The following is a 25,287-nucleotide window of genomic DNA, read 5'->3' as shown; positions in this document are numbered from 1 at the left end:
CCATCGGTACTAACGATTGGATCGCGCGGCGCTACTCGTAAATGCTTCTGTCTCAACCTGCGGGAAAGCGGGGATGCGACAAAACCATTGCGAGATATGCTCATGCCGGCGACCGCCGAACGGCCCGAGATTCTTGAGGTGCGCGCGCTCTGCGCCGAATATGGCAATCAGGCGCCGATGCTGCTGGAGATCCTGCACGATTTGCAGGACAAGCTCGGATACATCCCGGAGATGTGCGTCCCTGCACTTGCCGAGTGCGTGAATCTCTCCAAGGCAGAGGTCCACGGCGTCGTCAGTTTCTACTATGATTTCAGGACCAGGCCGGGCGGTCGGGTCACGGTCAAGATCTGCCAGGCCGAGGCCTGCCGCTCCATGGGGGCGGAAGCCCTGACCGAGGAGATCCTGTCGCGTTACGGCGTGACCTTGCGCGAGGCGACGGCGGCGGGCGTCACCTTCGAGCCGGTTTATTGTCTCGGCAATTGTGCACTTGCGCCGGCGGCGATGGTCGGCAGCGAACTGCTCGGGCGCGCCGACGGTCCGTCGCTCGACGCCGCGATCTTGGAGGCGGGGCGATGAGCATGATCCTCTATGTCCCGGACGATGCCGCTGCGCTCTCGGTTGGGGCAGAGCGGGTCGCGAAGGCGCTGATGGTTGCGGCCGGAGAGCGCGGTCTCGATCTGAAGCTTGTGCGCAATGGTTCGCGCGGTCTCCTGTGGCTGGAGCCGCTGGTCGAATGGGAGGGCCCGGATGGGCGGATGGCCTTCGGACCGGTACCGCCGGGCGAGGCCTCGGGTCTGCTCGAAGCGATCGTTGCCGGTGGCGATCACCCGCTCGCCCTCGGCCCGACCGAGGAGATCGATTACCTCAAGAACCAGGAGCGGCTGACCTTCGCCCGCGTAGGCGTGATCGATCCGCTTTCCGTAAGGGACTACGAGGCGCATGGAGGGCTCGCCGGCCTGAAGACGGCACTCACCATGACCGGCGAGGCGATCTGCGAGGCGGTGCTGCAATCCGGCCTCCGCGGCCGCGGCGGCGCGGGCTTTCCCGCCGGCATCAAGTGGCACACGGTGCGCAAGCAGGAGACGGCGGAGAAATATATCTGCTGCAACGCCGACGAGGGCGACAGCGGGACCTTTGCCGACCGCATGCTGATGGAAGGCGATCCCTTCACCCTGCTCGAAGGCATGGCGATCGCCGGGCTGGCGACCGGTGCCCGGCGGGGCATCGTCTATATCCGCTCAGAATATCCGCACGCGATTTCCAAGATGAGCCGCGCCATCGAGGCACTGGAGGAGGCGGGCTGGCTTGGAGGCAATATCCGCGGCAGCGGGAAGGATTTCCGCGTCTCGATCCGGCGCGGCGCCGGCGCCTATATCTGCGGCGAGGAAAGCTCGATGCTGAACAGCATCGAGGGTCGGCGCGGGACGGTGCGCTCCAAGCCGCCGATCCCGGCGATCCACGGCCTCTTCGGCAAGCCGACGGTGGTGAACAACGTCCTGACGCTCGCGACCGTTCCGATGATCCTCGCCAAAGGCGCGGATTTCTATAAGGAATTCGGCATGGGCCGCTCGCGCGGCACCCAGGCTTTCCAGCTCGCGGGCAATATCAGGCGCGGCGGCCTCGTAGAGAAGGCCTTCGGCGTCACCATCCGGGAGCTCATTGAAACGTTCGGCGGCGGCACGGCGACCGGGCGTCCCTTCCGCACCGCGCAGCTCGGCGGCCCGCTTGGCGCCTATGTCTCGGACGAGATGCTCGACCTGCCGATGGATTACGAGGCACTCGCCGAGAACAAGGCGATGCTCGGCCATGGCGGCATCACCGTGTTCGACGAGAGTGTTGACATGGCCGAGATGGCCCGCTTCGCCTTCGAATTCTGCGAGGAGGAAAGCTGCGGGAAATGCACGCCCTGCCGGATCGGCGCGGTCCGCGGCCGGGAAACCGTCGAGAAGATACTCCGGGGCGAGAATGTCGCCCGCAACATCGCGCTCATCGAAGACCTCTGCGAGCTGATGACGGACGGATCGCTCTGCGCCATGGGCGGCCTCACGCCCATGCCGGTGCTCTCCGCCATCCGCCTGTTCCCCGAGGATTTCGACCGCGCGCCGGCCCTCGCGGCCGAATAGGGAGGATGAAGCAATGACCTATCAAAGGCAGCACGATCACGGCACGCCTGCGGGCGACGGCGAGCCGGTCACTCTCTTCATCGACGGTACCGAGGTCACGGTCCCCGAAGGCAGCTCGGTGATGTACGCGGCCTCGCTGGTAGACCGGCCGATCCCGAAGCTCTGCGCCACCGACATGGTTGACGCCTGGGGCTCCTGCCGCATGTGCCTGGTGGAGATCGAGGGCGTGCGCGGCACCCCGTCCTCCTGCACCACGCCGGTCACCGAGGGCATGAAGGTGACGACCCAGAACGCCCGGCTGGAGCGGATCCGCAAGGGGATCATGGAGCTCTATATCTCCGACCACCCGCTCGACTGCCTGACCTGCCCGACAAACGGCGATTGCGAATTGCAGGACATGGCGGGCACTGTCGGCCTCCGCGAGGTCCGTTACGGCATGGATGGCGAGAGCCATTTCGCGCCGGAGAGCAAAGCCGAGGTGGACGTCTCCAATCCCTACTTCCAGTACGACCCCTCGAAATGCATCGTCTGCTCCCGCTGCGTGCGGGCCTGCGAGGAAGTGCAGGGTACCTTCGCGCTGACCATTTCCGGACGCGGCTTCGAGAGCCGGGTCTCGCCGGGCACGGCCGTCGACGATTTCTTCTCCTCCGACTGCGTTTCCTGCGGTGCCTGCGTGCAGGCCTGCCCGACCGCGACGCTGGTCGAGAAATCCGTCGTCGAGAAAGGCATCCCGTCGCGCAGCGTGGTCACCACCTGCGCCTATTGCGGCGTCGGATGCTCCTTCCGCGCCGAGATGCAGGGCGACGAGGTCGTCCGCATGGTGCCATGGAAGGACGGCGGCGCGAACGAGGGCCATTCCTGTGTGAAGGGCCGCTTCGCCTTCGGCTACGCCACTCACAAGGACCGCCAGACCGAACCGATGATCCGCGAGAGGATCACCGATCCGTGGCGCAAGGTCTCCTGGGACGAGGCGATCTCCTTCGCCGCCGACAGGCTGAAGGCGGTGCAGGCGAAATACGGCAAGGGCTCCATCGGCGGCATCACCTCCTCGCGTTGCACGAACGAGGAAGTCTATGTCGTGCAGAAGATGATCCGCGCCGCCTTCGGCACCAACAATGTCGATACCTGCGCCCGGGTCTGCCACTCGCCGACCGGCTACGGCCTCAAGACCACCTTCGGCACCTCTGCAGGCACGCAGAACTTCAAGTCGGTCGAGAAGTCCGACGTGATCCTGCTGATCGGCGCCAACCCGACCGATGCGCATCCGGTCTTCGGCAGCAGGATGAAGAAGCGGCTCCGGGAAGGCGGGCAGATCATCGTGCTCGACCCGCGCCGGATCGATCTGGTGGAGTCCCCGCATATCAGGGCGGCACATCACATCCAGCTGCGTCCCGGCACAAATGTCGCGGTGATGAACGCACTTGCCCATGTGATCGTGACCGAGGGACTGGAGGACGAGCAGTTTGTCCTCGAGCGATGCGACGTCGAGGAATACCGTCGTTGGGCGAAGTTCGTCGCCGAGGAGCGCAACAGCCCGGAGGCGCTCGCCGAGATCATCGGCGCCCCCGCGGAGGAGCTGCGCAAGGCCGCGCGGCTCTTCGCTTCGGGCGGCAACGGGGCGATCTACTACGGCCTCGGCGTTACCGAGCACTCCCAGGGCTCGACCATGGTCATGGCGATGGCCAATCTCGCCATGGCGACCGGCAATATCGGGCGCGAGGGAGTCGGTGTGAACCCGCTCCGGGGCCAGAACAACGTCCAGGGTTCCTGCGACATGGGCTCCTTCCCGCATGAGTTCCCGGGTTACCGCCATGTCGCCGACGATGCGGTGCGCAGCCTCTTCGAAGGCGACTGGGGTGTGCCGCTGCTGAGCGAGCCCGGTCTGCGCATCCCGAACATGTTCTCCGCCGCGATCGACGGCAGCTTCCGGGGCATGTTCGTGCAGGGCGAGGACATCGCCCAGTCGGACCCGAACACCCAGCATGTGGAAGAGGCGCTGAAGGCGCTCGACTGCCTGATCGTGCAGGACCTGTTCCTGAACGAGACCGCGGCCTTCGCCCATGTCTTCCTGCCGGGCACCTCCTTCCTCGAGAAGGACGGCACTTTCACCAATGCCGAGCGGCGCATCAACCGGGTGCGTCCGGCGATGCAGGAGAAATCGGGCCTCAGCGAATGGGAAGCTGTCTGCCGTCTCGCGACGGCCATGGGCTACCCGATGTCCTATGCGGGCAGCCACGAGATCATGCGGGAGATCGCGCGGCTGACGCCGAGCTTCGCCGGTGTCTCGCACGCTCGGATCGATGCGGGCGAGCAGCTGCAATGGCCGGTGAACGAGGCCTTCCCGAACGGCTCTCCGATCATGCATGTGGACGGTTTCGTGCGCGGCAAGGGCATGTTCATGGTGACGGAATATGTCCCGACCACCGAGCGTAGCACGCGGATGTATCCGCTGATCCTGACGACCGGCCGGATCCTCAGCCAGTACAATGTCGGCGCCCAGACGCGGCGAACCGAGAACAACCGCTGGCACGGCGAGGATATCCTGGAGATCCACCCCTTCGACGCGGAGGAGCGCGGGATCGCGGACGGCGACATGGTCTCGCTCGCGAGTCGCATGGGCGCGACTACGCTCCGGGCCGAAGTGTCGGACCGGATGCCCCAGGGTGTCGTCTACACGACTTTCCATCACCCGCTGACGGGCGCCAACGTGATCACCACGGACAATTCCGACTGGGCGACCAACTGCCCCGAATACAAGGTGACGGCCGTGCAGGTAAGCCGCTCCAACCGTCCGTCCGGCTGGCAGGACGAGCACGAGGAGGCACGGCGGAAAAACTACCGGATCGAGATCGAGGCGGCGGAGTGACATGCGGGTGAGGCATTCTGGAAGGTCTCAGGCCGCGGTCTCCCATCCTGTCTGGGGCACCCTTAGCGGCGGCTCCCGGCCCGGCCCGATGCGCTGGACCGTTGCGGAAGAGGTTCCGCTCGCTGTCCTGGTCAACGGCGCGCATTTCGCCGTGGTCATGGCGACGCCGGCGGATCTCGAGGATTTCGCCCTCGGCTTCGCTCTCAACGAGGGGATCGTGCGCGATCCGGGCGACTTGCGCCGGTGCGCCGTCGCCGGGGCGGCGGACGGATACGTGATCAATCTCCGGGTCTCCGGGGCCGATGCCGGCCGGGCGGAGGCGCGCCGGCGCAACCTGCCGTCCCGCGCCGGCTGCGGTATCTGCGGCGCGCAGACCCTCGCGGCGGCGGTTCCGGCCCTGCCGAAAGTGCATGGATATTTCCCGAGGACCCAAGCGGTGCTCGCCGCCTATGAGGTCTTTCCGGCGCTGCAGGAAATGCGGCGCGAAAACCGCTCGACACACGCGGCGGCGCTTTGCGGGGCGGAAGGCGAGGTCCTTTCCGTCCGCGAGGATGTCGGCCGCCACAACGCGCTGGACAAGCTGGCCGGCGCGACGGCACGGCTGGATATCGACCGCTCCCGCTGTTTCATCCTGCTCTCCAGCCGGATCAGCTTCGAAATGGTGCAGAAGGCGGCGGCGATCGGCGTGCCCTTCGTGGCTGCTGCCTCGGCCCCGACGAGCCTGTCGCTCCGGGCGGCCGAGGAGGCGGGACTTACCCTCGCCGTCGCAAGCGAGGGCGAACTGATGATCTTCGACACTCTCAGGGCCGAGGAGCCGGCAGCATGAACTCCGACGAACTGATCCGCATGGCCAACCAGATCGCGGACTTCTTCAAGCCTTACGGACATGACGACGCGGTGGCGCGGATCGCCCAGCATATCCGGGACTTCTGGGATCCGCGGATGCGGGCGGGCATCGCGAATAGCCTCAAGAAAAATGCGGATGGTTTGACCGATCTTGCGCGAGAGGGTGTAGAAAAGGCGATTGCCAGTTAATTCCGAGAGCATTCCCCTCCCGATGGATATACGTCAGCTCCGCTATCTCATCGCGCTCGCCCAGGAAGAACATTTCACCCGCGCGGCCGAGATCTGCAACGTCACCCAGCCGACCCTTTCCGGCCGGATCCGTCAGCTTGAGCAGGAACTCGGTGTGTCTATCGTGATGCGCGGCCAGCGCTATCACGGCCTGACGGAGGAGGGGCAGCGCGTCCTTCGCTGGGCCAAGCGCATTGTCGAGGATTGCGAGGGCATGCGCGAAGAGCTGGAGGCGCTGACGGGAGACCTGCGCGGCTCCATCACCCTCGGCGTGATCCCTTCGGCCCTGCCGATGACGCCGGACCTGACCGGGCCGCTGCGCAAACTCTACCCACAGGTCGGCTTCAGCATCGTCTCGCGCACCTCGAACGAGATCATCCGGCAGCTCGAGGATTACTCGATCGACGCCGGCATCACCTATCTCGACAACGAGCCGCTGGAGGACTGCAAGACCTGGCCGCTTTACCGGGAATCCTACCGGTTGTTCGTGGCCCGCGAGCATCCGTTCGCCGGCCGCGAGAGCGTCACCTGGGCCGAGGCGGCATCGCAGCCGCTCTGCCTGTTGACCCGCGACATGCAGAACCGCCGTATCGTCGATGCAGCCTTCCGGCAGGCCTCCTGCGTCGCGGTTCCGGAGGTCGAGAGCAATTCGATCATCAGCATCTGCGCCCACGTGCAGGACGGCGGTTTCGCTGCGGTCCTGCCCGAGATCGTCCAGCGAACGATCGGGACGGCGAGCGGGTTGAAGGCGATCAAGCTGGTGGACCCGGTTGTGCAGTACACCGTCGGTCTCGCCGTGCAGGACCGTGACCCGTTGCCGATCCTGGTTTCGTCCCTTGGCGACATCGCCGAGAGTTTTGCCGGCTGAACGACTGGCTCAGGCGGTCAGTTTCGCCGACAGCTTGCCAAGCATCGCCAGGCACTGGTCGAGCTGGTCGAGGGCGATGAACTCGTCCGGCTTGTGGGCCTGCTCAATGGAGCCGGGGCCGCAGACCACGGTTGAGATTCCGAGCCGCTGAAAGAGTCCGGCCTCGGTCCCGAACGCGACGAGATCGGCGCCGTTGGCGCCGGTCAGTTCGGCGACGATGCGCAGCGCTTCGCTTTCCGGGACCGGCTCCAGCCCGTCGACCTCGCCGATCACGTCGGTGACGATATCGGCGGAGGGTGCGACCTTCCGCATGGCGGGTAGCAGGTCGTCGCGAACATAGGCGGCGATCGCGTCCTTCACGAAATCCATGTCGGCCTTCACGACCGGCCGCATCTCCCAGTCCAGTGTCGCAAGGCCGGGGATCACATTATGGGCGACGCCGCCGGAGAGCCGGCCGATCTGCAGCGTGCTCCAGGGCGGATCGAAGCGCGAGCCTTCCGGTGCCCGCGTCTTCAGTGCCTCGCGCAGTTCCATGAGCCGGGTCACGTAGCGCACGGCATACTCGACCGCGTTGACCCCGAGGTCCGGTTGCGAGCCGTGGCCCTCCATACCGGTGAAGGTGACGGTATATTCGCAGCAGCCCTTATGGCCCTCGATGATCCGCATCTCGGTCGGCTCGCCGATAATGCAGACGGCGGGCCGGAAAGGCAGCAGGGCGAGGTCGTGCATCAGCGCCTGCGCGCCGAGACAGCCGACCTCCTCGTCATAGGTGAAGGCGAAATGCACGGGGCGCTTCAGGTCTGCCCTGGCATAGTGCGGCGCCATGGCGAGCGCGGCGGCGATGTAGCCCTTCATGTCGCAGGTGCCGCGTCCGTAGGCTTTGCCATCCGCGATCCGCATTTCGAAGGGATCGCTCGACCAGTCCTGGTCCGCGACCGGGACAACGTCGCTGTGCCCGGAGAGCACGATCCCGCCGTCGACCTCGGGGCCGATGGTGGCGAAGAGGTTCGCCTTGGCCCCGCTGTCGTCCCGATAGACCTTCACTTCCGCCCCGAGATCGCGGAGCCGGTCTGCCGCATAGCCGATCAGCGCCAGATTGCTGTCGGCGGAGACGGTCGGGAAGCCGATCAGGTCCTCAAGGATCGAGAGGGTCTCTTCGCGGGTCGCCAGCATGGCCGGGCTACGAGTCCTCTTTCACGAAGAGCTTGCGCTCGACATTGGCGAGACATTCGGCTGGGCCGTCCTCGGTGATGCGAATGGTCTCGGTGATCTCAAGCCCCCAGTCGTCCATCCAGAGCGCCGGCATGAAGTGGAAGGTCATGTTCGGCTGCAGCACGGAAGTGTCGCTCGGGCGGATCGACATGGTGCGCTCGCCCCAGTCCGGCGGATAGGAGAGACCGATCGGATAGCCGCAGCGGCCCTCGCGCTTCACGCCGTGCTTCTCCAGCACCGCATAGAAGGCGCGGGCGATGTCGCCGGTCGTGTTGCCGGCCCGCGCCGCCTCGATCCCGTCCGTGATGCCTTCCAGCACCACTTCCTCCGCGCGCAGCATGTCGAGCGGCGGCGGGCCGAGATGGATCGTCCGGCAGAGCGGGGCGTGATAGTGGCGGTAGCAGCCGGCGATCTCGAAGAAGGTCGCGGCGTTCGGCTCGAGCTCGGCATCGTCCCAGGTGAGGTGCGCGGCGCTCGCGTCCTTGCCTGTCGGCAGCAACGGCACGATGGCCGGATAATCGCCGCCGAAGCTGCCTTCCTCGTCCTCGCCGCCCATCAGGCCGGTGCGGTAGATCTCCGCCACCAGCTCGTTCTTCCTGAGACCCGGGCGCATCAGCTCGTAGATCGCGGCATGCATCTTCTCGACGATGCGGGCCGCGCGGCGCATGTATTTGAGCTCGGTCGGCGATTTCACACCGCGCTGCCAGTTCACCAGACCCGTCGCGTCCTCGACTTCGCCCTCATGATGCTTGGTCAACACGGAATGGGCGCGGGCGGAGTAGTAGTAATTTTCCATTTCGACGCCGAGGGTCCTGGCGTTCCAGCCGCGGTCCGCGAGCACCTTGGCGAGATCCTGCATCGCATGGCGGTCGGAGGCCATGACGTAATCGTCGGCGTAGCCCCGGATATTGTCCTCATTCATGTAACAGGTGCGCATCGCGCCCTTGGCGTCCATGCCGCGGCCCCAGAAGATCGGCTCGCCTTCGGGGCCGACGATCACGCCCTGATGGACATAGAAGGACCAGCCGTCATAGCCGGTCAGCCAGGCCATGTTCGAGGGATCGGAAACGAACAGGACCTCGACCCCGGCCTTTTCCATGGCAACACGGACCCTTGCAAGACGCTCGGCATATTCATCGCGGGAAAACGGCAGCTTTACGTCTGGCATTTCGGTGATTCCATGGATGGCGTTGCGAAATCAGGAAGTTGCGGCGATTGAGCATCAACATCGTCAATTTGACAATCGCCGCCACATGTGGCCGATGCTGAAAAGAAAAAAGCACAATTACTTGTCCCCTTCGGAAGGAAATTTGTCTGTGAGCGATTGGCGCCGCGAACTCTCGAAAGCGACGGTGGAAGCCGGCCGCGCCGCAATCGCCGGGATCGCGCTGGAAACACCGCTGGTGCCGTCGCCCTTCCTCTCGGCACGGGCCGGGACGGAGATCCTGCTGAAACTGGAGCTTGCCCAGCCGATCGGTGCCTTCAAGATCCGCGGCGCGGCGAACGCGATCACGGCGCTTCCTGCGGACTGTCCGGGCGTCACCTGCTGCTCGACCGGCAATCACGGGCGCGGCGTCGCCTATGCGGCGAGGGCGCGCGGTCTCCGGGCAGTGGTCTGCATGTCCGAACTGGTGCCTGAGGCCAAGGTCGAGGGGATCCGCGCGCTCGGCGCCGAGGTGCGGATCGTCGGGCGTTCTCAGGACGAAGCGGCGGAGGAAAGCCGGCGGCTGGTCGAGGAAGAGGGGCTGGCGGAGATCCCGCCTTTCGACGATCCACTGGTGATCGCCGGGCAGGGAACGATCGGACTGGAGCTTCTCGAAGCGCGCCCGGACCTTGAAACCCTTCTGGTCCCGCTTTCCGGAGGGGGGTTGGCCGCTGGGATCGCCCTGGCGGCCAAGGCGGTGAAACCGTCTGTCCGGGTCGTCGGAATTTCCATGGACCGGGGCGCGGCGATGTATGAATCGCTCGCGGCGGGGCGCAATGTTTCCGTCGAGGAGGTGCCGAGCCTTGCGGACTCGCTCGGCGGCGGGCTGGGGGCCGACAACCGGCTCACCCTGAAGATGTGCCGCGATCTGCTGGACGACGCCATCCTGGTGACTGAGGAGGAGATCTACCGGGCGATGCAGGCGTTCTATTACGAGGATCGCATCGTCTGCGAGGGCGGCTCCGCGGTCGGCGCGGCGGTCCTGCTCGCGGGCAAGCTGCCGCGGCTGTCGGGCCCGGCGGCGACGATCGTGACCGGACGCAATCTCGACATGTCGATGCATCACGACATCATGGCCGGGCGGTCCGTGCGGCTCGGAGACGTCACGCTCGAAGGGCGACCCTATCATGCCTGACATCAAGATCCTGACCGAAGCCGATCTCCGGGACCTGGTGAAGCTCGATCTCGCGGCCGTCGACGTGGTCGAGAGCGCGTTCCGGGCGCTCGCCTCGGGCGAGGTCGTCATGCCGCCGATCCTCTCCATGGAAATTCCGGCCGCGAACGGCGAGGTGGATGTGAAGACCGCCTATATCCCGGGTTTCGACGGCTTCGCGATCAAGGTCAGCCCCGGCTTCTTCGACAATCCGAAGCTCGGCCTGCCGAGCCTGAACGGTCTGATGATCCTGTTTTCGGCGCAGACCGGTCTGGTCGAGGCGCTGCTGCTCGACAACGGCTACCTGACGGATGTCCGGACCGCGGCGGCGGGTGCCGTCGCAGCGCGACATCTCGCGCCGGAAGAAGTTCATACCGCCGGCGTCTTCGGGACCGGCGTACAGGCGCGGCTCCAGATCGAGGCGGCCCGTTTGGTCCGTCCGTTCGAAAGGGTGCTGGTCTGGGGACGCGATCCGGACCGGGCCGCGGCTTGCGCCGCCGATCTCTCGGCGAATCTCGGTATCGAAGCGCGGGCGGAGGCGGATCCGGCGACGCTGGTCGCCGAGAGCCAGCTCGTCGTGACCACGACACCGTCGCGGGAGCCGCTGCTGAAGGCGGACTGGCTGCATGCGGGCCTGCATGTCACGGCCATGGGCTCCGACCAGCCCGGCAAGGTCGAGATCGATCCGGCGGCATTCGACCGCCTCTCCACCTATGTTCCGGACCGGCTTTCCCAGTGCCGCATCCAGGGTGAGCTCCGGGCCGCCATCGCGGCCGGTTCCGCCGGTAGTGATCAGATCTTCGCGGAGCTCGGCGAGGTGATCGCGGGCAAGGGGAAAGGACGTCAGGCTCCGGGCGACATCACCCTCGTGGATTTGACCGGGACCGGAGCGCAGGATACCGCCATCGCCACCCATGCCGTCGCGCTGGCGGCGCGGGCAGGGACCGGCGCGGTCATTTCCGCCTGAGGCCCGCCCCATGCTGAAACTCGACGCCCGCGACCTGAAGATCCTTTCCATTCTGCAGGAGGAGGGGCGGATCTCGAAATCCGAGCTGGCGAAGCGGGTCAATCTCTCCAACACGCCCTGCTGGGAACGGCTGCAGCGGCTGGAAGCGGCCGGGATCGTGCGTGGCTACGGCGCCCGCATCGCGCTCGAGGCGCTGGCGGAGCATATGGCGGTCTTCGTCACCGTCGAACTCGACAATCACAGGAGCGAGGATTTCTCCCGTTTCGAGGCGAAGGTGACCGCGGAGCGGGAGATTGTCGCCTGCTGGGCGCTCGGCGGCGGGCTCGATTACCTTCTCCAGGTCGTGACCCGGAATGTCGCGAGCTACCAGCGCCTGATCGACCGGCTGCTGGAGAGCGATGCCGGGGTGAAGCGCTATTACACCTATGTCGTCACAAAGGAGGTGAAAGGCGCCGCCGCTCTCCCGATAGACCTTCTGGCAGGCGGCTGATAGCGCGAAAATCTCTCTGCCGTCCCTGCTCAATTCAGACAGACATTCTCCCGCCGCTCCCGATACTCTCCTTCGAAACCAGCTCAGCATTCAGTACAGGCTTTCGAAAGGAGCAGACATGCTCACCAACGACCAGCTCGCCCAGTGGGACCGGGAGAACTTCTTTCATCCCTCGACCCATCTCGCCCAGCATGCCCGCGGGGAGACCCCGACCCGGGTGATCACCGGCGGCTCCGGAGTCTATATCGAGGACCGGGACGGCAAGCGGCTGCTGGATGCTTTCGCCGGGCTCTATTGCGTGAATGTCGGCTACGGACGCACCGAGATCGCCGACGCCATCGCCGCGCAGGCGCAAGAGCTGGCCTATTACCATTCCTATGTCGGGCACGGCACCGAGGCCTCGATCACGCTTGCCAAGATGGTCGTCGACCGGGCGCCGAAGAACATGTCCAAGGTCTATTTCGGCCTTGGCGGTTCGGACGCGAACGAGACCAACATCAAGCTGGTCTGGTATTACAACAACGTGCTCGGGCGGCCGGAGAAGAAGAAGATCATTTCGCGCTGGCGCGGCTATCACGGCTCCGGGCTCATGACCGGCTCGCTGACCGGGCTCGAGCTCTTCCACAAGCAGTTCGACCTGCCGCTGCCGCAGGTGCTGCATACCGAGGCGCCCTACTATTACCGCCAGGCAAAGCCGGGCATGAGCGAGGCGCAGTTCACCGCCCATTGCGCGGCCGAGCTGGAAGCGCTGATCGAGCGCGAGGGTGCGGACACCATCGGCGCCTTCATCGGCGAGCCGCTGCTCGGTACCGGCGGGATCGTACCGCCGCCGCCCGGTTACTGGGAGGCGATCCAGCCGATCCTGAAGAAGCACGACATTCTGCTGATCGCCGACGAGGTGGTCACCGGCTTCGGCCGTCTCGGCTCGATGATGGGCTCCGACCATTATGGCATCGAGGCGGATATCATTTCGATCGCCAAGGGCCTGACCTCGGCCTACGCGCCGCTCTCCGGCTCGATCATCTCCGACAAGGTCTGGAAGGTGCTGGAGCAGGGGACGGACGAGTTCGGTGCCATCGGGCACGGCTGGACCTATTCCGCCCATCCGATCGGGGCAGCGGCCGGTGTCGCCAACCTGAAACTGATCGACTCTCTTGGTCTGGTCGCGAATGCCGGAGAGACCGGTGCCTATTTCAGCTCGGCTCTCAGGGACGCGCTCGGCGGCCATCCGAATGTCGGCGAGGTGCGCGGCGAGGGCATGATCGCGGCGGTCGAACTGGTCGAGGACAAGGACGACAGGCGCTTCTTTGATCCGGCCAGGAAGGCCGGATGGTCGGTGGCGAACGCGCTGCTCGGCGAGGGCGTCATCGCCCGCGCCATGCCGCATTCCGACGTCATCGGCTTCGCCCCGCCGCTCTGCCTCACGCGGGCCGAGGCGGACATCATCGTCGACGCGGCGGTGAAGGCGGTGAAGAAGGGGCTCGGCTCCTAGGAGAAGGCTACTGTCCGGCGGGCTCTGCCTTTCGGCTGCGCTCGCCGGCCCGCTTCTCGGCGCGGACGGTATAGATCGAGGTTCCGATGATCAGCGCGGCACCCAGCACGGTGTCGAGATCCGGGACCTCTCCGAAGACGATGAAGCCGAGGAGGGCGGCGTAGATCAGTCGGGTATAGTCCATCGGCGCCACGGCCGACGCTTCGCCCTCCTTGAATCCCTGAATGTTCATGAGCTGGCCGACCACCGAAAAGAGGCCAATCGCGCCCATGATCAGCCATTGCTCCAGCGTGGGCGTGACCCAGTAATAGACGGTCGGAACCAGCATCAGCAGGCCGACCATGATCGCCTGATAGCTGAGGATCGTGACCGAGCGGTCGTGCCGGGACAGCTTGCGGATGATCACCATGACGCCCGCGGCGGCGGCGGCGCCGGTGACTGCGAGGATCGAGTAGAAGTTGATCCCGGCCGGACCCGGCTGGACCATGATCAGCACCCCGGCAAAGCCGACCAGCACGGCGATCCAGCGCCGCGGACCCGCGACCTCGCGCAGGATGATGAGGGCGAGGATCGTGACGAAGAGGCTCTTGGCGAAGCCGAGAGCCGTGGCCTCGGCGAGCGGTAGGTGGATGAAGGCGGTGAAGCCGCAGGTCATGGCGACGACGGCAAGCGCCACACGGACCAGATGCAGTGGAAGATGGCGCGTTTTCAGGATCTCGGGAAAGCCGGAGATAAGGATCGGCATCACCGTGCAGGTCATCACAATCTGACGGAAGAGCAGGATCTGGAACACGGAGATATCGTCGCCGACCGACTTGATCAGCGCGACCATGACGGTGAAGAAGAAGCTGGCGATCAGGATCCAGATGGCGCCGCGCGCATTGCCGGGCAGGGCCCGGAAGGGAACCGCAACCGGTTCCAGAAGGCGGGAGCCGAAGAGCGACAGACGGTTTGCGAAATCGGATAGCGGGTTGGTGGCGGGTGTTTTCTTGTCTGGCTCGCTGACCAATTTCGGGGTCCTTGAAAAGGCTTACCGGTTTCTAAGGTGCGAATACGGCGCCGTCGCAATGACCGGTCGGAAGAATCCCATTTTGCGGCGCAGCCGGCACGCTGTCTATCAGATCACCGCCATGAGTGTGGTTCCGCAAGGAGACGAACCGACGCGCACGGCGAACGAAGGTGATTGGCGCGAAATTAACCAGCGGCAAGCGCTGCAGTGCAAAATTTATAGGCATTGAACGCAGATTTCGCCGCTTTTTCGCGAGTTTCGCGCCGCCATGGCGTGGCACGCATATTGCTGTTTGATGACGTAATGTTGCGCTGCAGCAAGAAAACGCTGATCGGGGAGATAAGGCGTGGTGCGCACAGGCGGTGAAATCGAACTGGTCGGACTGACGAAGCGGTATGGGGACGTCGAGGCCGTCAAGGCGATCGACGTTAGGATCCCGGCCGGCAGCTATTGCTGCCTGCTCGGCCCGTCGGGCTGCGGCAAGACCACGACATTGCGCATGATCGCGGGACACGAGAGCGTTTCCGACGGTGACGTGCTGATCGGCGGGGACAATGTCTCCGACCTTCCGCCGGCGAAACGCGGCACCGCCATGATGTTCCAGAGCTATGCGCTCTTCCCGCATCTGAGCTGCGTCGAGAATGTCGCCTTCAGCCTGAAGATGCGCGGTGTCGGAAAGGCGGAGCGACGGGCGACCGCGATGGAATACCTGGCGCTGGTCGAGATGGACCAGCATGCGGGGCGCCTGCCGTCTCAACTCTCCGGGGGGCAGCAGCAGCGCGTTGCGCTTGCCCGCGCGCTGGTGACCAAGCCGGACGTGCTTCTGCTCGACGAGCCGCTTTCTGCGCTCGACCCGTTCCTTCGCATCCGCATGCGGGAGGAGTTGAAGCGTCTGCAGTCCGAACTTGGCATCAGCTTCATTCATGTCACCCACAGCCAGGAGGAGGCGATGGCGCTGGCTGATCTGGTCGTGGTGATGAATGACGGACGGATAGAGCAGGCGGCGCCGCCGCGCGTGGTGTTCGAGAAGCCGGCCAGTGTCTTCGTCGCCCGTTTCATCGGCGGACACAACGTCATGAGCGGTGCCATCGCCGGCGGCGATCCGGCAGGTTCCGTCGCGATCCGGGCCGACAGGGTCAGCCTTGCCCGCGCCGGAACGCCGGCCGGGGAAGACCGCCAGAGCGTCGAGGCGAAGATCGCGGCCGTCGAGTATCTCGGGCTCTGGGCGAAACTCCGTCTCGATGCACCCGAACTTCAGGATTTCACCGTTTCCCTGCCGGATTCCCAGTTCTTCGCCGAGGGTTTCCGGGTGGGCGAAAGCGTCACCGCGTCTTGGCGTTCTAGCGATCTGCACCGGCTTGGCGCCGATCGGTAGGACATCAATAGAGGAGGCTTCAGATGTCGAATACCAAGGACCAGAAAAAGACGAAAACGTCCAAGGGAGCGGTCTCGCGGCGCGGGGTGCTGAAGGGAATGGCCGCGGGGGCGGTCGCCGGCGGCGCCTTTATAAAGGGTGCGCCCTTCGTGCATGCCTCGGAGCCGATCACGCTCCATATCGCCGGCACCGGCGTCAACCAGTTCAAGGAACTGGCCGACAAAGCGAAGGAGGATCTCGGCTTCACCATCCAGTACACCTCGCTCACCTCTGACGACGTGGTGAAGCGGGCGGTGACCCAGTCCTCGTCCTTCGACATGCTCGATGCCGAATACTGGATGCTCAAGAAGATCGTGCCCTCGGGCAAGATGAAGGGCATGGATGTCTCGAAGATCAAGTACTACGACCAGATCGTGCCGATCTTCACCAAGGGCGCGCTGCCGGACGGCACCAAGATGTCCCGTCAGGGCATCGCGCCGATCAAGGTCAGCTATCTGAAGGGCGCGGAATCCTCCGAGTTCGCCGAAGAGCCGAGCGGATTCATGACGCTGATCCCGACCGTCTACAACGCCGACACGCTCGGCATCCGGCCGGACCTGATCAAGCGCCCGATCGATACCTGGGCCGAGCTGCTGAACCCCGAATTCAAGGGCAAGGCCTCGATCCTGAACATCCCGTCCATCGGCATCATGGATGCCGCCATGGTCTGCGAGGCCTCGAAGCTCGTCTCCTACGGCGACAAGGGCAACATGACCAGGGAAGAGATCGACGCCACCATGAAGGTGCTGACGGAGGCCAAGAAGGACGGCCAGTTCCGCGCTTTCTGGAAGGAATTCAACGAGAGCGTCAACCTAATGGCCTCGGGCGAGGTCGTGATCCAGTCCATGTGGTCTCCGGCGGTGACCAAGGTCCGCTCGATGGGCGTTGCCTGCAAGTACCAGCCGCTGAAGGAGGGCTACCGCGCCTGGGCCGGCGGCCTCGGCCTGCCGTCCCATCTCGACGGCAAGAAGCTGGATGCCGCCTACGAGTTCGTGAACTGGTACATGTCCGGCTGGGCTGGCGCCTTCCTGAACCGACAGGGCTACTACACCGCCGTGCTGGAAACCGCGAAACCTTACATGTCCGAGGACGAGTGGGGCTTCTGGATGGAAGGCAAGCCGGCTGCGTCCGACATCATGAGCCCGACCGGCCAGAAGATCGAATCCGCCGGTACCGTCCGCGACGGCGGTTCCTTCTGGGACCGCATGGGCAACGTGACCGTATGGAACACCGTGATGGACGAGGACCGCTACATGGTCCGCAAGTGGAACGAGTTCATCGCCGCCTGATACCTCCGATGCCGGGGGCCGGTCTGTCCGGCCCCCGGTTCCTTCAACGCGCCGAACCGGGACAAGCCTGATGGAGCGACTGAGCGCCTGGATTGCCTATCTGCAGGCATTGCCGCTGACGCTGATCTTTCTGGTCTTCTTCGCGCTGCCCATCGCGCTCGTCGTGGTGGTCAGCTTCTTCGACTACCAGACCTATCAGATCCTCATTCCCGACTTCGTGCTGTTCAATTACGAGGACGTCTTCTCGTCTTCGGTGACCTACCAGACCTATCTGATCACCTTCCGCTTCTGTCTCATGGTCTGGGCGATCACGCTCGTGCTCGGCTTCACCATCGCCTATTTCCTCGCCTTCCATATCCGCACGATCACCATGCAGATCGTGCTTTTCCTGCTCTGCACGATCCCGTTCTGGACCTCGATCGTGATCCGCATGATCGCCTGGATCCCGCTGCTCGGGCGGAACGGCCTGGTGAACAAGGCGCTGCTGGCGCTGGGAATCACCGACATGCCGGTGGAATGGCTGCTCTACAGCGAATTCGCCGTGGTGATCGGCTATGTGCATCTCTACACGCTCTTCATGATCGTGCCGATCTTCAACTCGATGATGCGGATAGACGGGAGCCTGCTGGAAGCCGCGACCGATGCGGGCGCGAACGGCTGGCAGACGGTCTGGAATGTCATCGTGCCGCTCTGCAAACCGGGTATCGCCATCGGCTCGATCTTCGTCGTCGCGATGGTGATGGGCGATTTCGTCACCGTGAACGTGCTCGGAGGCGGCCAGGTGGCCTCGGTCGGCAAGGCGATCGCGGCCGAACTCTCCTATCTCCAGTTCCCGCCCGCGGCGGCCAACTCGATGGTGCTGCTCGGCGTCGTGATCCTGCTGATCATGGCTCTGATGCGCTTCGCAGACGTGCGCAAGGAGCTCTGAGATGGGCGCCCGCACCCGCAGCTTCTACGTCCTGGCGACAATCTTCGGCGCCTTCGTCTTCTTCCTCTATGGGCCGATGTTCGCGGTCATCCTGCTCGCCTTCCAGGGCCCGGACGGTGGGCTGACCTTCCCGATGAACGGGGTCTCGCTGCACTGGTTCGCGGATATCTTCCGTCCGCAATCGATCGGCGACATCTGGGGCTCCTTCGACCGCTCGATCAAGCTCGGAATGATGGTGATGCTGGCGACCGTGGTGATCTCCTTCCTCTCGGGGCTGGCCTACCGCAAGCGCTTCCGGGGCAGCACCGTGCTGTTCTACGTCGTGATCGCCAGTCTGATCATGCCCTCCATCGTCGTCAGCCTCGGGATCGGCTCGATGTTCGAACTGCTCGGGATCGAGCGCTCCTGGTGGAGCTCGGCCTTCGGCGCGCATCTCACCTGGACCCTGCCTTTCGGCCTCCTGATCATGTTTGCGGTTTTCAACCGCTTCGATCCGGCCTACGAGGAAGCGGCGCGCGACCTCGGGGCCAGCGGCTGGCAGACAATCCGCCATGTCGTGCTGCCGATCGTCGCGCCGAGCCTGATCGGCGTCGCGCTTTTCGGCTTCACGCTCTCCTATGACGAGATTGCCCGCACATCGCAGTCGGTCGGCGCACTCAACACGCTGCCGATGGAACTGCATGCGATGCAGACCAACGTGACCACACCGGTGATCTATGCGCTCGGCGCCTACACGACGGCGCTGTCCCTCGTCGTGATCGGTGTTAGCCTGTCGGCCGTCCTGCTCTTCCGCTGGCGCCAGAGGCGCCACGGTTCGGACGCGGACAAGGGAATGGTCTGAGGGACTTCATGAAGATTCTGGTTATCAATCCGAACACCACAGCCTCGATGACGGATAAGATCCGCGAGACGGCCGTCGCCATCGCGGCGCCAGGTACCGAGATCGTCGCGCGCAATCCTGCCGACGGACCGGTCAGCATCGAGGGGCATTACGACGAAGCCTATTGCGTGCCGGGGCTGCTCTGCGAGGCGAAGAAGGGGGCGGCGGAAGGTGCCGACGCGCTCGTCATTGCCTGTTTCGACGATCCGGGCCTCGAGGCCTGCCGGGAGCTCCTGGATATTCCGGTCATCGGCATCTGCGAAGCGGCGATGGCGGCGGCATCGATGGTCGGGCACGGCTTTTCCGTCGTGACGACCCTGCCGCGGGCGGTGCCGATCATCGAGGCGCTCGCTTTCAAGTACGGTTTCGAGCGGCAGTGCCGGAAGGTGCGCTCGGCCGAGATCCCCGTGCTCGCGCTCGAGGAAGAGGGCGGCGGCGCGGCGGCAAAGGTCCGCGAGGAGGTGCTGGCGGCGATCGAGCATGATCATGCCGAGGCGGTGCTCCTCGGCTGCGCGGGCATGACCGATCTCGCCGATGCGCTGACGAAGGAAACAGGTGTGCCGGTGATCGACGGTGTCGCGGCCGCGGTGAAATTCGCCGAGGCCATGGTCGGGCTGGGGCTCAAGACCTGCAAGCGGCGCGCCTACGAGGCGCCGCGGGCGAAGAAATATTCCGGCGCGTTCGCCTTCGCGGCGCCGGAGGCCAAGGCCTGATGACCGACAATTATGTGATCAGACCGATGAGCGCCGCGGATATCGACGACGCGGTGGCTTGGGCGGCGGCCGAGGGATGGAACCCGGGGGAACGGGACGCGCAGTGTTTTGCCAGCGTCGATCCGGCGGGCTTCATCGGCGGCTTTCTCGACGGCCGGATGATCGCCTCGATCTCGGTGGTGAACTACGACGAGGCTTTCTCCTTTCTCGGCTTCTACATCGTGCAACCGGAATATCGCGGCAAAGGCTACGGCTACCGGCTCTGGCAGGAAGGCATGGCGCATGCGGGCGATCGTGCGGTCGGCCTCGACGGCGTGGTGGCGGAGCAGGAGAACTACAGGCGCTCCGGCTTCGAGCTGGCCTATCGCAACATTCGATACGGCGGAACGCCGATTCTGCCGGCAGCCCTTCCGGGGCTTGAGATCCGTGCGCTGAAAACTCCGGACGATGCGCTGAAGGCGTTCGACCGGACGGTGTTTCCGGTCGCTCGCGAGGCTTTTCTGGATGCGTGGCTGGGTACTCGCGGACATGCGGCCTTCGCAGCCTACAGGGATGGGGTATTCGCCGGATATGCGACGGTCCGGCCCTGTGTCACCGGGGCGAAGATCGGCCCGCTTTTCGCGCTCGATGCGGACGTGGCCGGCGCGCTCGCCGCCGCCACCATCGGCGCGGTCGAGACGAACGAGATCTTTCTCGACGTCCCGGAACCCAATGCGGCGGCGGTCCGGCTTGCCGGGCAGCTGGGGCTGAGCCCCGTCTTCGAGACCGCGCGCATGTACAGGGGCACGGCGCCCGACATAGACCTCTCCCGGATCTTCGGGGTCACCTCCTTCGAATTGGGGTGACCCCGCGATCCTCTTAGACCCGGGAGCTCGGCCGATAGAACGGCTCGTGTTTCTCGGGGTCGTAGTAGTTCGCGTAGAACTCCTTCACATGCGGCAGCAGCGCCTTGGAGAGCTCGCGGCGCTCGACCTCGTCGTTCGAGAGGGCTGACTGCAAATCGTCATGCAGCGCCTTCAGCGCGCCCTCCTTGTCGACCTTGGTGAAGATTCCGTCGCGATAGATGATCTCGCCGTCGCACATCACCATGCGCACGCCCTCAGTCTTGGCGCGCTGTACAACCGCGTCGAGCAGCGGCATCTCCTCGTCGAGATAAGGATAGGAGACCTGGGTCCAGTCGATCAGCGACAGGTCCGCCTTCTTGCCGACCTCCAGCGTTCCGATGCTCTCGCCGTAGGGCGTGGTCTTCGCGCCGCCGATGGTCGCCATGCGGAGCACCTGCGGAGAGGTCGGAACCACGTCGTCCATGCCCGGAACCCGATGGGCGCGGAGCACCATGCGCATTTCCTGCAGCATGTCGCGGTCGTCGTTGATCCCGGCTTCGTCGAGCCCGATCGCCGTATTGACGCCCTTGATCTCGAACACGTTGAGCGCGGCGAGGCCGGAGCGGAGGCGGAAGTTGGACGAGCAGTTGTGGCAGACGCAGACGCCGGTCTCGGCGATCTTGTCGATGTCGCTCTCGTTCAGCCAGACGCCGTGCCCGAGGGTGAGGCGCGGGCTCAGCAGGTCGAACCGGTCGAGATATTCGAGCGCCGTGCAGTCGCCGCGGCGGCGGGCGTATTCCTTCTGGAAGGCGGTTTCCACCAGATGCATGTGGAGTGGGGCATCGTATTTCTTCGAGGTATCCGAGAGCGCGGTCAGCGCCTTGTCCGAACACCAGTGCAGGTTCGCCGGGGCGAGCTGGATCTTGGTGCGCGACTTGTTGTGGTGCTTGCCGTAGAGGCTCTCGAACATCGCCATGGAATCGTCGAGGCTCATCTGGAAGCGGTCGAACCAGCGCTTCATCGGGTCCTGCAGCGCCTTCGGCAGGGAGGCGACGAACTCCTCGTCCGCCTGATAGACGAGCCGGTTCTGGTCGCGCACGGCGAAGCAGTAGGAGACCCGCATGCCGATATCGTCATAGGCCTTGAGCACCTGCTCGGAATAGCCTTCCACCTGGTTCAGCTTGCCCGGCATCCAGCCGTGGATGTGCTGCACGGTGGTGATGCCGGAGGCGATCATCTCGAAGGCCGAATAGAGCGTGTCGAGATAGACGTTCACGTTGCGGCAGATCATCCGCGTGATGAACCAGAGCTCCAGCGGCATGTCCGGCGAGCCGAGCTGCACCGGCGTCAGGCCGACATGGTGATGGCCGTTGACGAAGCCCGGCAGCATCACCTCCCGGCCGGTGCCGACGACGGGCACGTCCGGATGCTGGCGGGACAGGTCGGCATAGGTGCCGATCTTGGTGATCACACCGTCTTCCTGAAGCACGGCGCCGTCGGCGATCTCCTCGATGGTGTGGCGGTCGATGGCGCGCGTGATCATGGCGCGGCTGCGGATCAGGGAACTGGACATGACGTCCCTCCGTTAAAAATGAATTCGATTGTCAGGCAGGAAGCGGGCGTGGCGCGTCAGACGGCTTCGGCCATTCTCTCCTGCTCCTCGAAGGCACGGTCGACCTCGTCCTTCAGCAACTGGGTCAGCTGCTTGCGAAGCTCCTCGCATTCCGGCGAGAAGGGATCGCGGGGACGGGGCAGGTCGACCTTGACGGTCTCCTTGATGCGGCCGGGCCTCGAGGTGAAGACACAGACCCGGTCGGCGAGCGCGACGGCCTCGTCGATATGGTGGGTGACGAAGACCACCGAGGCGCCGCTGTCCCGCCAGACATCGATCAGGAAATCCTGCATCTTCTGCCGGGTCTGCACGTCGAGGGCCGCGAAGGGCTCGTCCATCAGCAGCACCCGGGGCCGCATCGCGAGCGCCCGGGCGACGGCGACGCGCTGGCGCATGCCGCCGGAAAGCTCGTCCGGCCGTTTCGAGCCCGCTTCCGCAAGCCCGACCCTCTGCAGCACCTGCTTCGCCGCGGCCCGCCTGTCCGGCTCGCTCTCGCCGCGGATCTGCAGGCCGAAGCTGACATTCTCCCAGACGCTGAGCCACGGAAAGAGCGAGGTCTCCTGGAAGATCAGGCTGCGGTCCGGGGAGGGAGCGGAGACCGCGTCGCCGAAATAGGTCAGCAGTCCCGAGGTTTTCTCCTCCAGCCCGGCGATCAGGTAGAGCAGAGTGCTCTTGCCGCAGCCGGAAGGACCGAGAAGCACGACGAACTCGCCGGGTTCGATCTCGAGATCGATATCCTTCAGCGCCTCATGGGCCCGGGACGTGCCGGCCGCCCAGATCTTTCCGACACCGCGGCAGGAGACCGCGGGGCCGGTGGTTTCGTTTTGATTAGAGGCCACGGAGCACCCCCGATGGGTCGTTGACCCAGTAAAGCACCCGCTTCTGGACCGTCCGCATGGCGTAGTCGGTGGCAAAGCCGAGGAAGCCGATCAGCGCGATGCAGAAGAAGACGAGCGACGGGTTGAAAGTGTTGCGCGCGAGCATGATGACCTGGCCGAGGCCATAGCCGACGCCGGTGGATTCGGCGATCAGCACCACCATCCAGGCGCCGAAGAGATTGAGGCGCAGGATGACGAAGACGCCCGGCAGGATCGCGGGAATGATCACCCGGCGGTAAATCTGTGCCTTGGTCGCACCCATTGTGCGCGCGACGTTGATCAGGTTCCGGTTCACGCCGTCGATGTGATTGATGGTGGCGATGGTCATGTGGAAGAACAGCGCGATCACCACCATGAAGATGGCCGGTGCGTTGCCGATGCCGAAGAGGAAGATCGCCACCGGCAGCCAGGCGATCGGCGAGACCGGCGAGAGCAGCGTGACGGTCGGCAGAGTCAACCGTTCGACCGCAACCCAGTAACGGATCGCCACGCCGAGCGATAGGGCGAGCAGTGCCGCGATAGTGATGCCGACGAAGACCCGCATGGCGGAGGAGACGACGGTGATGAGAACCGCCTGCCAGGGGCTGGGGCCGGCAGAGGCGGAGACGCCGATCGCCCAGCGCTGGGCGGTGTTGAAGAACTTCGCCTGGTCGGCGAAGTCGCCGAGGAAAATATGCGGCGGTGGAAGGAGCTTGGGGTCGGCCCAGCCGATGGCCCAGAGGATCTCCCAGATCAGGGAAAACATCCCGACGGATACGAGCGTCCAGCCGATCTTCGGCAGGATCTCTCGCAGCGGCTCCGGCAGGGTCAGACCGGCGGGCGCCGGCGGACTTTTCTGTCCGCCGGCAATCTTGCCGGTCTCGCCGACCGAAGTCCGGTCAGTTGAGACCGCGGCCATGGATCAGGCCGCCTTGTACTTGAGCTTGCCGTAGAGGTCGGGATTCTCGGCGATGACCTCCTCGAGCGGTCCCCAGTCGATGGCGTTCCGGTCGGGCTTGTTCTTGATGTAGCCCATCTCGACCAGGCTGTCGGTCCGGTCGAGGATGAACTCGGTCTGCGGGCGGGCGTCGACCACCGCCGGCTGTTTCGCCATGGCGATCTTGGCGTTTTCCATCGAGGTCTTGTAGTAGGTGCCGACCAGTTTCTCGAGCGTGCCCGCGGGATCGGACTCGGCCATCAGTTGGGCTTTCATCATTCCCTTGATGAGCGCTTTCAGACCCTCACGGTTCTCTTCGATGAGCGTTGAGCGGACGGCAAGGACGCAGTCCGTATAGCCCTTGCCGTAGATGTCGGTGCCGTCCGAAAGCATGACGGCGCCCGGAACGTCGTTCACCAGGGCGGTGCCGTAGGGCTCGATGGTGCAGATCCAGTCCACCGCGCCGGCCTTGAAGGCTTCCACGGCTTCCGGGGTGGAGCCCATGTAGCGGACGTTGACGTCCTTGAAGCTGACGCCGTGTTTCTTCAGCCAGTCGTACGGCATCACTTCCAGCGTATCGAGCTGGAAGGTCGCGAGTGTCTTGCCTTTCAGCTTCTCCGCGCTGTCGAGGCCCGGGCGGGCGACGATGACGCAGCCCTCGATACCGCCGCCGGCAACGACCTTCACCGGAGCGCCCGCATCGTAGAGCGCCATGAAGCTGGTATAGGGCATCAGGCCGACATCGACCTGACCGATGCCGAGGAAGGTGACCTGCTCAGCGAAGGTCGGTGTATTGACGAATTCGAGCGTCAGGCCGTCTTCCTTCGCGGTCTGGACCGCATGCGAGAGGAAGATGTTGAGGTTGCAGAACCCGGTCCCGTGCGTGGACTTGATCGTGCTGTCCGCCGCCCACGCCGCCGAGCCGAACATGCCGGGGCCGACCGCCATGGTGATGGCGCCGGCGGTGGCGGTGGTTTTCAGGAACTTGCGGCGATCCATCCGGATCGCTTCGAAGTCAGGCAGATGGTTGCATCCATGTCGTTCGCACATGCTAAGCACTCCCCGTGTAGCATTGCGCCGCCGCCGATTTTTCGGTTCGGTTCAGCGCCGTCGGAGGGATGTTGTGACCCTCCGCGCACTCCGCTTGGCTGCGGAGGCGGTGTCACGGAAACACCTCGCATTCGGCGCGTCCGGCACGCGGATGAGGGAGGGACCCTCTGTGCCGTCCTGGCGGGTCGGGCGTCGCCCGACCGGCACTATCGTGGAATGCAGAAGCATCGCCGCAACAGTGGGTGGCACGCCAACCAATAAGCAATCGCTGAGGCGATGCTGCGCTACAGCAGAATTCGCAATTACTGTACCAAGTCAGATTTAT

General features: G+C 64.8%; 23 protein-coding genes. 16 read left to right on the top strand and 7 right to left on the bottom strand.

The window, feature by feature from the left end:
* Positions 1-102 precede the first annotated feature (102 nt).
* Genes IG122_RS10015 through IG122_RS09990 form a run of 6 tightly spaced genes read left to right on the top strand, consistent with a single transcriptional unit; the run spans position 103 to position 6,931 of the window.
* Positions 103-576, top strand: a complete 474-nt coding sequence (locus IG122_RS10015; protein ID WP_193183044.1) for an NAD(P)H-dependent oxidoreductase subunit E — start codon at positions 103-105, stop codon at positions 574-576.
* Positions 573-2,123 carry a formate dehydrogenase beta subunit gene (locus IG122_RS10010; RefSeq protein ID WP_193183042.1) on the top strand — a complete coding sequence of 517 codons (1,551 nt, stop codon included), beginning with the start codon at positions 573-575 and terminating at the stop codon, positions 2,121-2,123. The genes IG122_RS10015 and IG122_RS10010 overlap by 4 nt, the downstream gene beginning before the upstream one ends.
* A gap of 13 nt (positions 2,124-2,136) precedes the next feature.
* Positions 2,137-4,989 carry a formate dehydrogenase subunit alpha gene (gene fdhF / locus IG122_RS10005; RefSeq protein ID WP_193183040.1) on the top strand — a complete coding sequence of 951 codons (2,853 nt, stop codon included), beginning with the start codon at positions 2,137-2,139 and terminating at the stop codon, positions 4,987-4,989.
* A gap of 7 nt (positions 4,990-4,996) precedes the next feature.
* Positions 4,997-5,815, top strand: coding sequence for a formate dehydrogenase accessory sulfurtransferase FdhD (gene fdhD / locus IG122_RS10000; protein ID WP_193183038.1), 819 nt, complete (start codon positions 4,997-4,999; stop codon positions 5,813-5,815).
* Positions 5,812-6,024: a formate dehydrogenase subunit delta gene (locus tag IG122_RS09995; RefSeq protein ID WP_193183037.1), complete on the top strand. Its 213-nt coding sequence runs from the start codon at positions 5,812-5,814 to the stop codon at positions 6,022-6,024. The genes fdhD and IG122_RS09995 overlap by 4 nt, the downstream gene beginning before the upstream one ends.
* A 22-nt stretch (positions 6,025-6,046) precedes the next feature.
* Positions 6,047-6,931 carry a LysR family transcriptional regulator gene (locus tag IG122_RS09990; RefSeq protein ID WP_193183036.1) on the top strand — a complete coding sequence of 295 codons (885 nt, stop codon included), beginning with the start codon at positions 6,047-6,049 and terminating at the stop codon, positions 6,929-6,931.
* 9 nt (positions 6,932-6,940) lie between these two features.
* Here the strand turns inward: IG122_RS09990 and argE are convergent, their stop codons facing one another.
* Together argE and doeA are read right to left on the bottom strand one after the other, a co-directional pair.
* Positions 6,941-8,104, bottom strand: a complete 1,164-nt coding sequence (gene argE / locus IG122_RS09985; protein ID WP_193183035.1) for an acetylornithine deacetylase — start codon at positions 8,102-8,104, stop codon at positions 6,941-6,943.
* Positions 8,105-8,111: 7 nt separating this feature from the next.
* A complete protein-coding gene (doeA, locus tag IG122_RS09980; RefSeq protein ID WP_193183034.1) occupies positions 8,112-9,311 on the bottom strand; it encodes an ectoine hydrolase DoeA in 1,200 nt (399 codons plus the stop codon).
* A 148-nt stretch (positions 9,312-9,459) separates the two neighbouring features.
* Between doeA and eutB the strand changes: the two genes are divergently transcribed.
* From eutB to IG122_RS09960, 4 genes are all read left to right on the top strand, one after another.
* Positions 9,460-10,482, top strand: coding sequence for a hydroxyectoine utilization dehydratase EutB (eutB, locus tag IG122_RS09975; protein WP_319024855.1), 1,023 nt, complete (start codon positions 9,460-9,462; stop codon positions 10,480-10,482).
* The gene (locus tag IG122_RS09970; protein ID WP_193183032.1) at positions 10,475-11,467 is read left to right on the top strand and encodes a cyclodeaminase; all 993 of its coding nucleotides are present in this window, start codon (positions 10,475-10,477) and stop codon (positions 11,465-11,467) included. The genes eutB and IG122_RS09970 overlap by 8 nt, the downstream gene beginning before the upstream one ends.
* A 10-nt stretch (positions 11,468-11,477) precedes the next feature.
* Positions 11,478-11,957, top strand: a complete 480-nt coding sequence (locus IG122_RS09965; RefSeq protein ID WP_193183030.1) for an Lrp/AsnC family transcriptional regulator — start codon at positions 11,478-11,480, stop codon at positions 11,955-11,957.
* Between the two features lie 118 nt (positions 11,958-12,075).
* The gene (locus IG122_RS09960; protein WP_193183028.1) at positions 12,076-13,449 is read left to right on the top strand and encodes an aspartate aminotransferase family protein; all 1,374 of its coding nucleotides are present in this window, start codon (positions 12,076-12,078) and stop codon (positions 13,447-13,449) included.
* A 7-nt stretch (positions 13,450-13,456) separates the two neighbouring features.
* On the opposite strand, the gene IG122_RS09955 is transcribed toward IG122_RS09960, so the two are convergent.
* The gene (locus IG122_RS09955) at positions 13,457-14,458 is read right to left on the bottom strand and encodes a DMT family transporter (protein WP_226893471.1); all 1,002 of its coding nucleotides are present in this window, start codon (positions 14,456-14,458) and stop codon (positions 13,457-13,459) included.
* 346 nt (positions 14,459-14,804) lie between these two features.
* Here IG122_RS09955 and IG122_RS09950 point away from each other — a divergent pair, with 346 nt between their 5' ends.
* The 6 genes from IG122_RS09950 to IG122_RS09925 all read left to right on the top strand — a co-directional run bounded on the left by IG122_RS09950 (position 14,805) and on the right by IG122_RS09925 (position 20,527).
* Positions 14,805-15,833, top strand: a complete 1,029-nt coding sequence (locus tag IG122_RS09950; protein WP_404924381.1) for an ABC transporter ATP-binding protein — start codon at positions 14,805-14,807, stop codon at positions 15,831-15,833.
* A 23-nt stretch (positions 15,834-15,856) separates the two neighbouring features.
* Entirely contained in the window at positions 15,857-17,161 is a 1,305-nt protein-coding gene (locus IG122_RS09945) for an ABC transporter substrate-binding protein (RefSeq protein ID WP_193183026.1), read from the top strand.
* A 70-nt stretch (positions 17,162-17,231) separates the two neighbouring features.
* Complete coding sequence (locus IG122_RS09940; RefSeq protein ID WP_193183024.1) at positions 17,232-18,089, top strand: ABC transporter permease; 858 nt, start codon at positions 17,232-17,234, stop codon at positions 18,087-18,089.
* Between the two features lies 1 nt (position 18,090).
* On the top strand, positions 18,091-18,930 hold the full coding sequence (locus IG122_RS09935; protein ID WP_193183023.1) for an ABC transporter permease: 840 nt from the start codon (positions 18,091-18,093) through the stop codon (positions 18,928-18,930).
* An 8-nt stretch (positions 18,931-18,938) separates the two neighbouring features.
* Complete coding sequence (locus IG122_RS09930) at positions 18,939-19,682, top strand: aspartate/glutamate racemase family protein (protein WP_193183021.1); 744 nt, start codon at positions 18,939-18,941, stop codon at positions 19,680-19,682.
* Positions 19,682-20,527: a GNAT family N-acetyltransferase gene (locus IG122_RS09925; RefSeq protein ID WP_193183019.1), complete on the top strand. Its 846-nt coding sequence runs from the start codon at positions 19,682-19,684 to the stop codon at positions 20,525-20,527. The genes IG122_RS09930 and IG122_RS09925 overlap by 1 nt, the downstream gene beginning before the upstream one ends.
* A 13-nt stretch (positions 20,528-20,540) precedes the next feature.
* On the opposite strand, the gene IG122_RS09920 is transcribed toward IG122_RS09925, so the two are convergent.
* Genes IG122_RS09920 through IG122_RS09905 form a run of 4 tightly spaced genes read right to left on the bottom strand, consistent with a single transcriptional unit; the run spans position 20,541 to position 24,962 of the window.
* A complete protein-coding gene (locus IG122_RS09920) occupies positions 20,541-22,079 on the bottom strand; it encodes an amidohydrolase family protein (RefSeq protein WP_193183018.1) in 1,539 nt (512 codons plus the stop codon).
* A 56-nt stretch (positions 22,080-22,135) separates the two neighbouring features.
* Entirely contained in the window at positions 22,136-22,957 is an 822-nt protein-coding gene (locus IG122_RS09915; protein WP_193183017.1) for an ABC transporter ATP-binding protein, read from the bottom strand.
* The gene (locus IG122_RS09910; protein WP_193183016.1) at positions 22,947-23,894 is read right to left on the bottom strand and encodes an ABC transporter permease; all 948 of its coding nucleotides are present in this window, start codon (positions 23,892-23,894) and stop codon (positions 22,947-22,949) included. The genes IG122_RS09915 and IG122_RS09910 overlap by 11 nt, the downstream gene beginning before the upstream one ends.
* Before the next feature lie 3 nt (positions 23,895-23,897).
* Positions 23,898-24,962, bottom strand: coding sequence for an ABC transporter substrate-binding protein (locus IG122_RS09905; protein WP_193183015.1), 1,065 nt, complete (start codon positions 24,960-24,962; stop codon positions 23,898-23,900).
* Positions 24,963-25,287 lie beyond the last annotated feature (325 nt).

Origin of the sequence: Nisaea sediminum (assembly GCF_014904705.1) — a bacterium.
Classification (GTDB): domain Bacteria; phylum Pseudomonadota; class Alphaproteobacteria; order Thalassobaculales; family Thalassobaculaceae; genus Nisaea; species Nisaea sediminum.
Note: the sequence above shows the minus strand (reverse complement) of the source record. Positions and strands in the feature narration are given on the sequence as shown.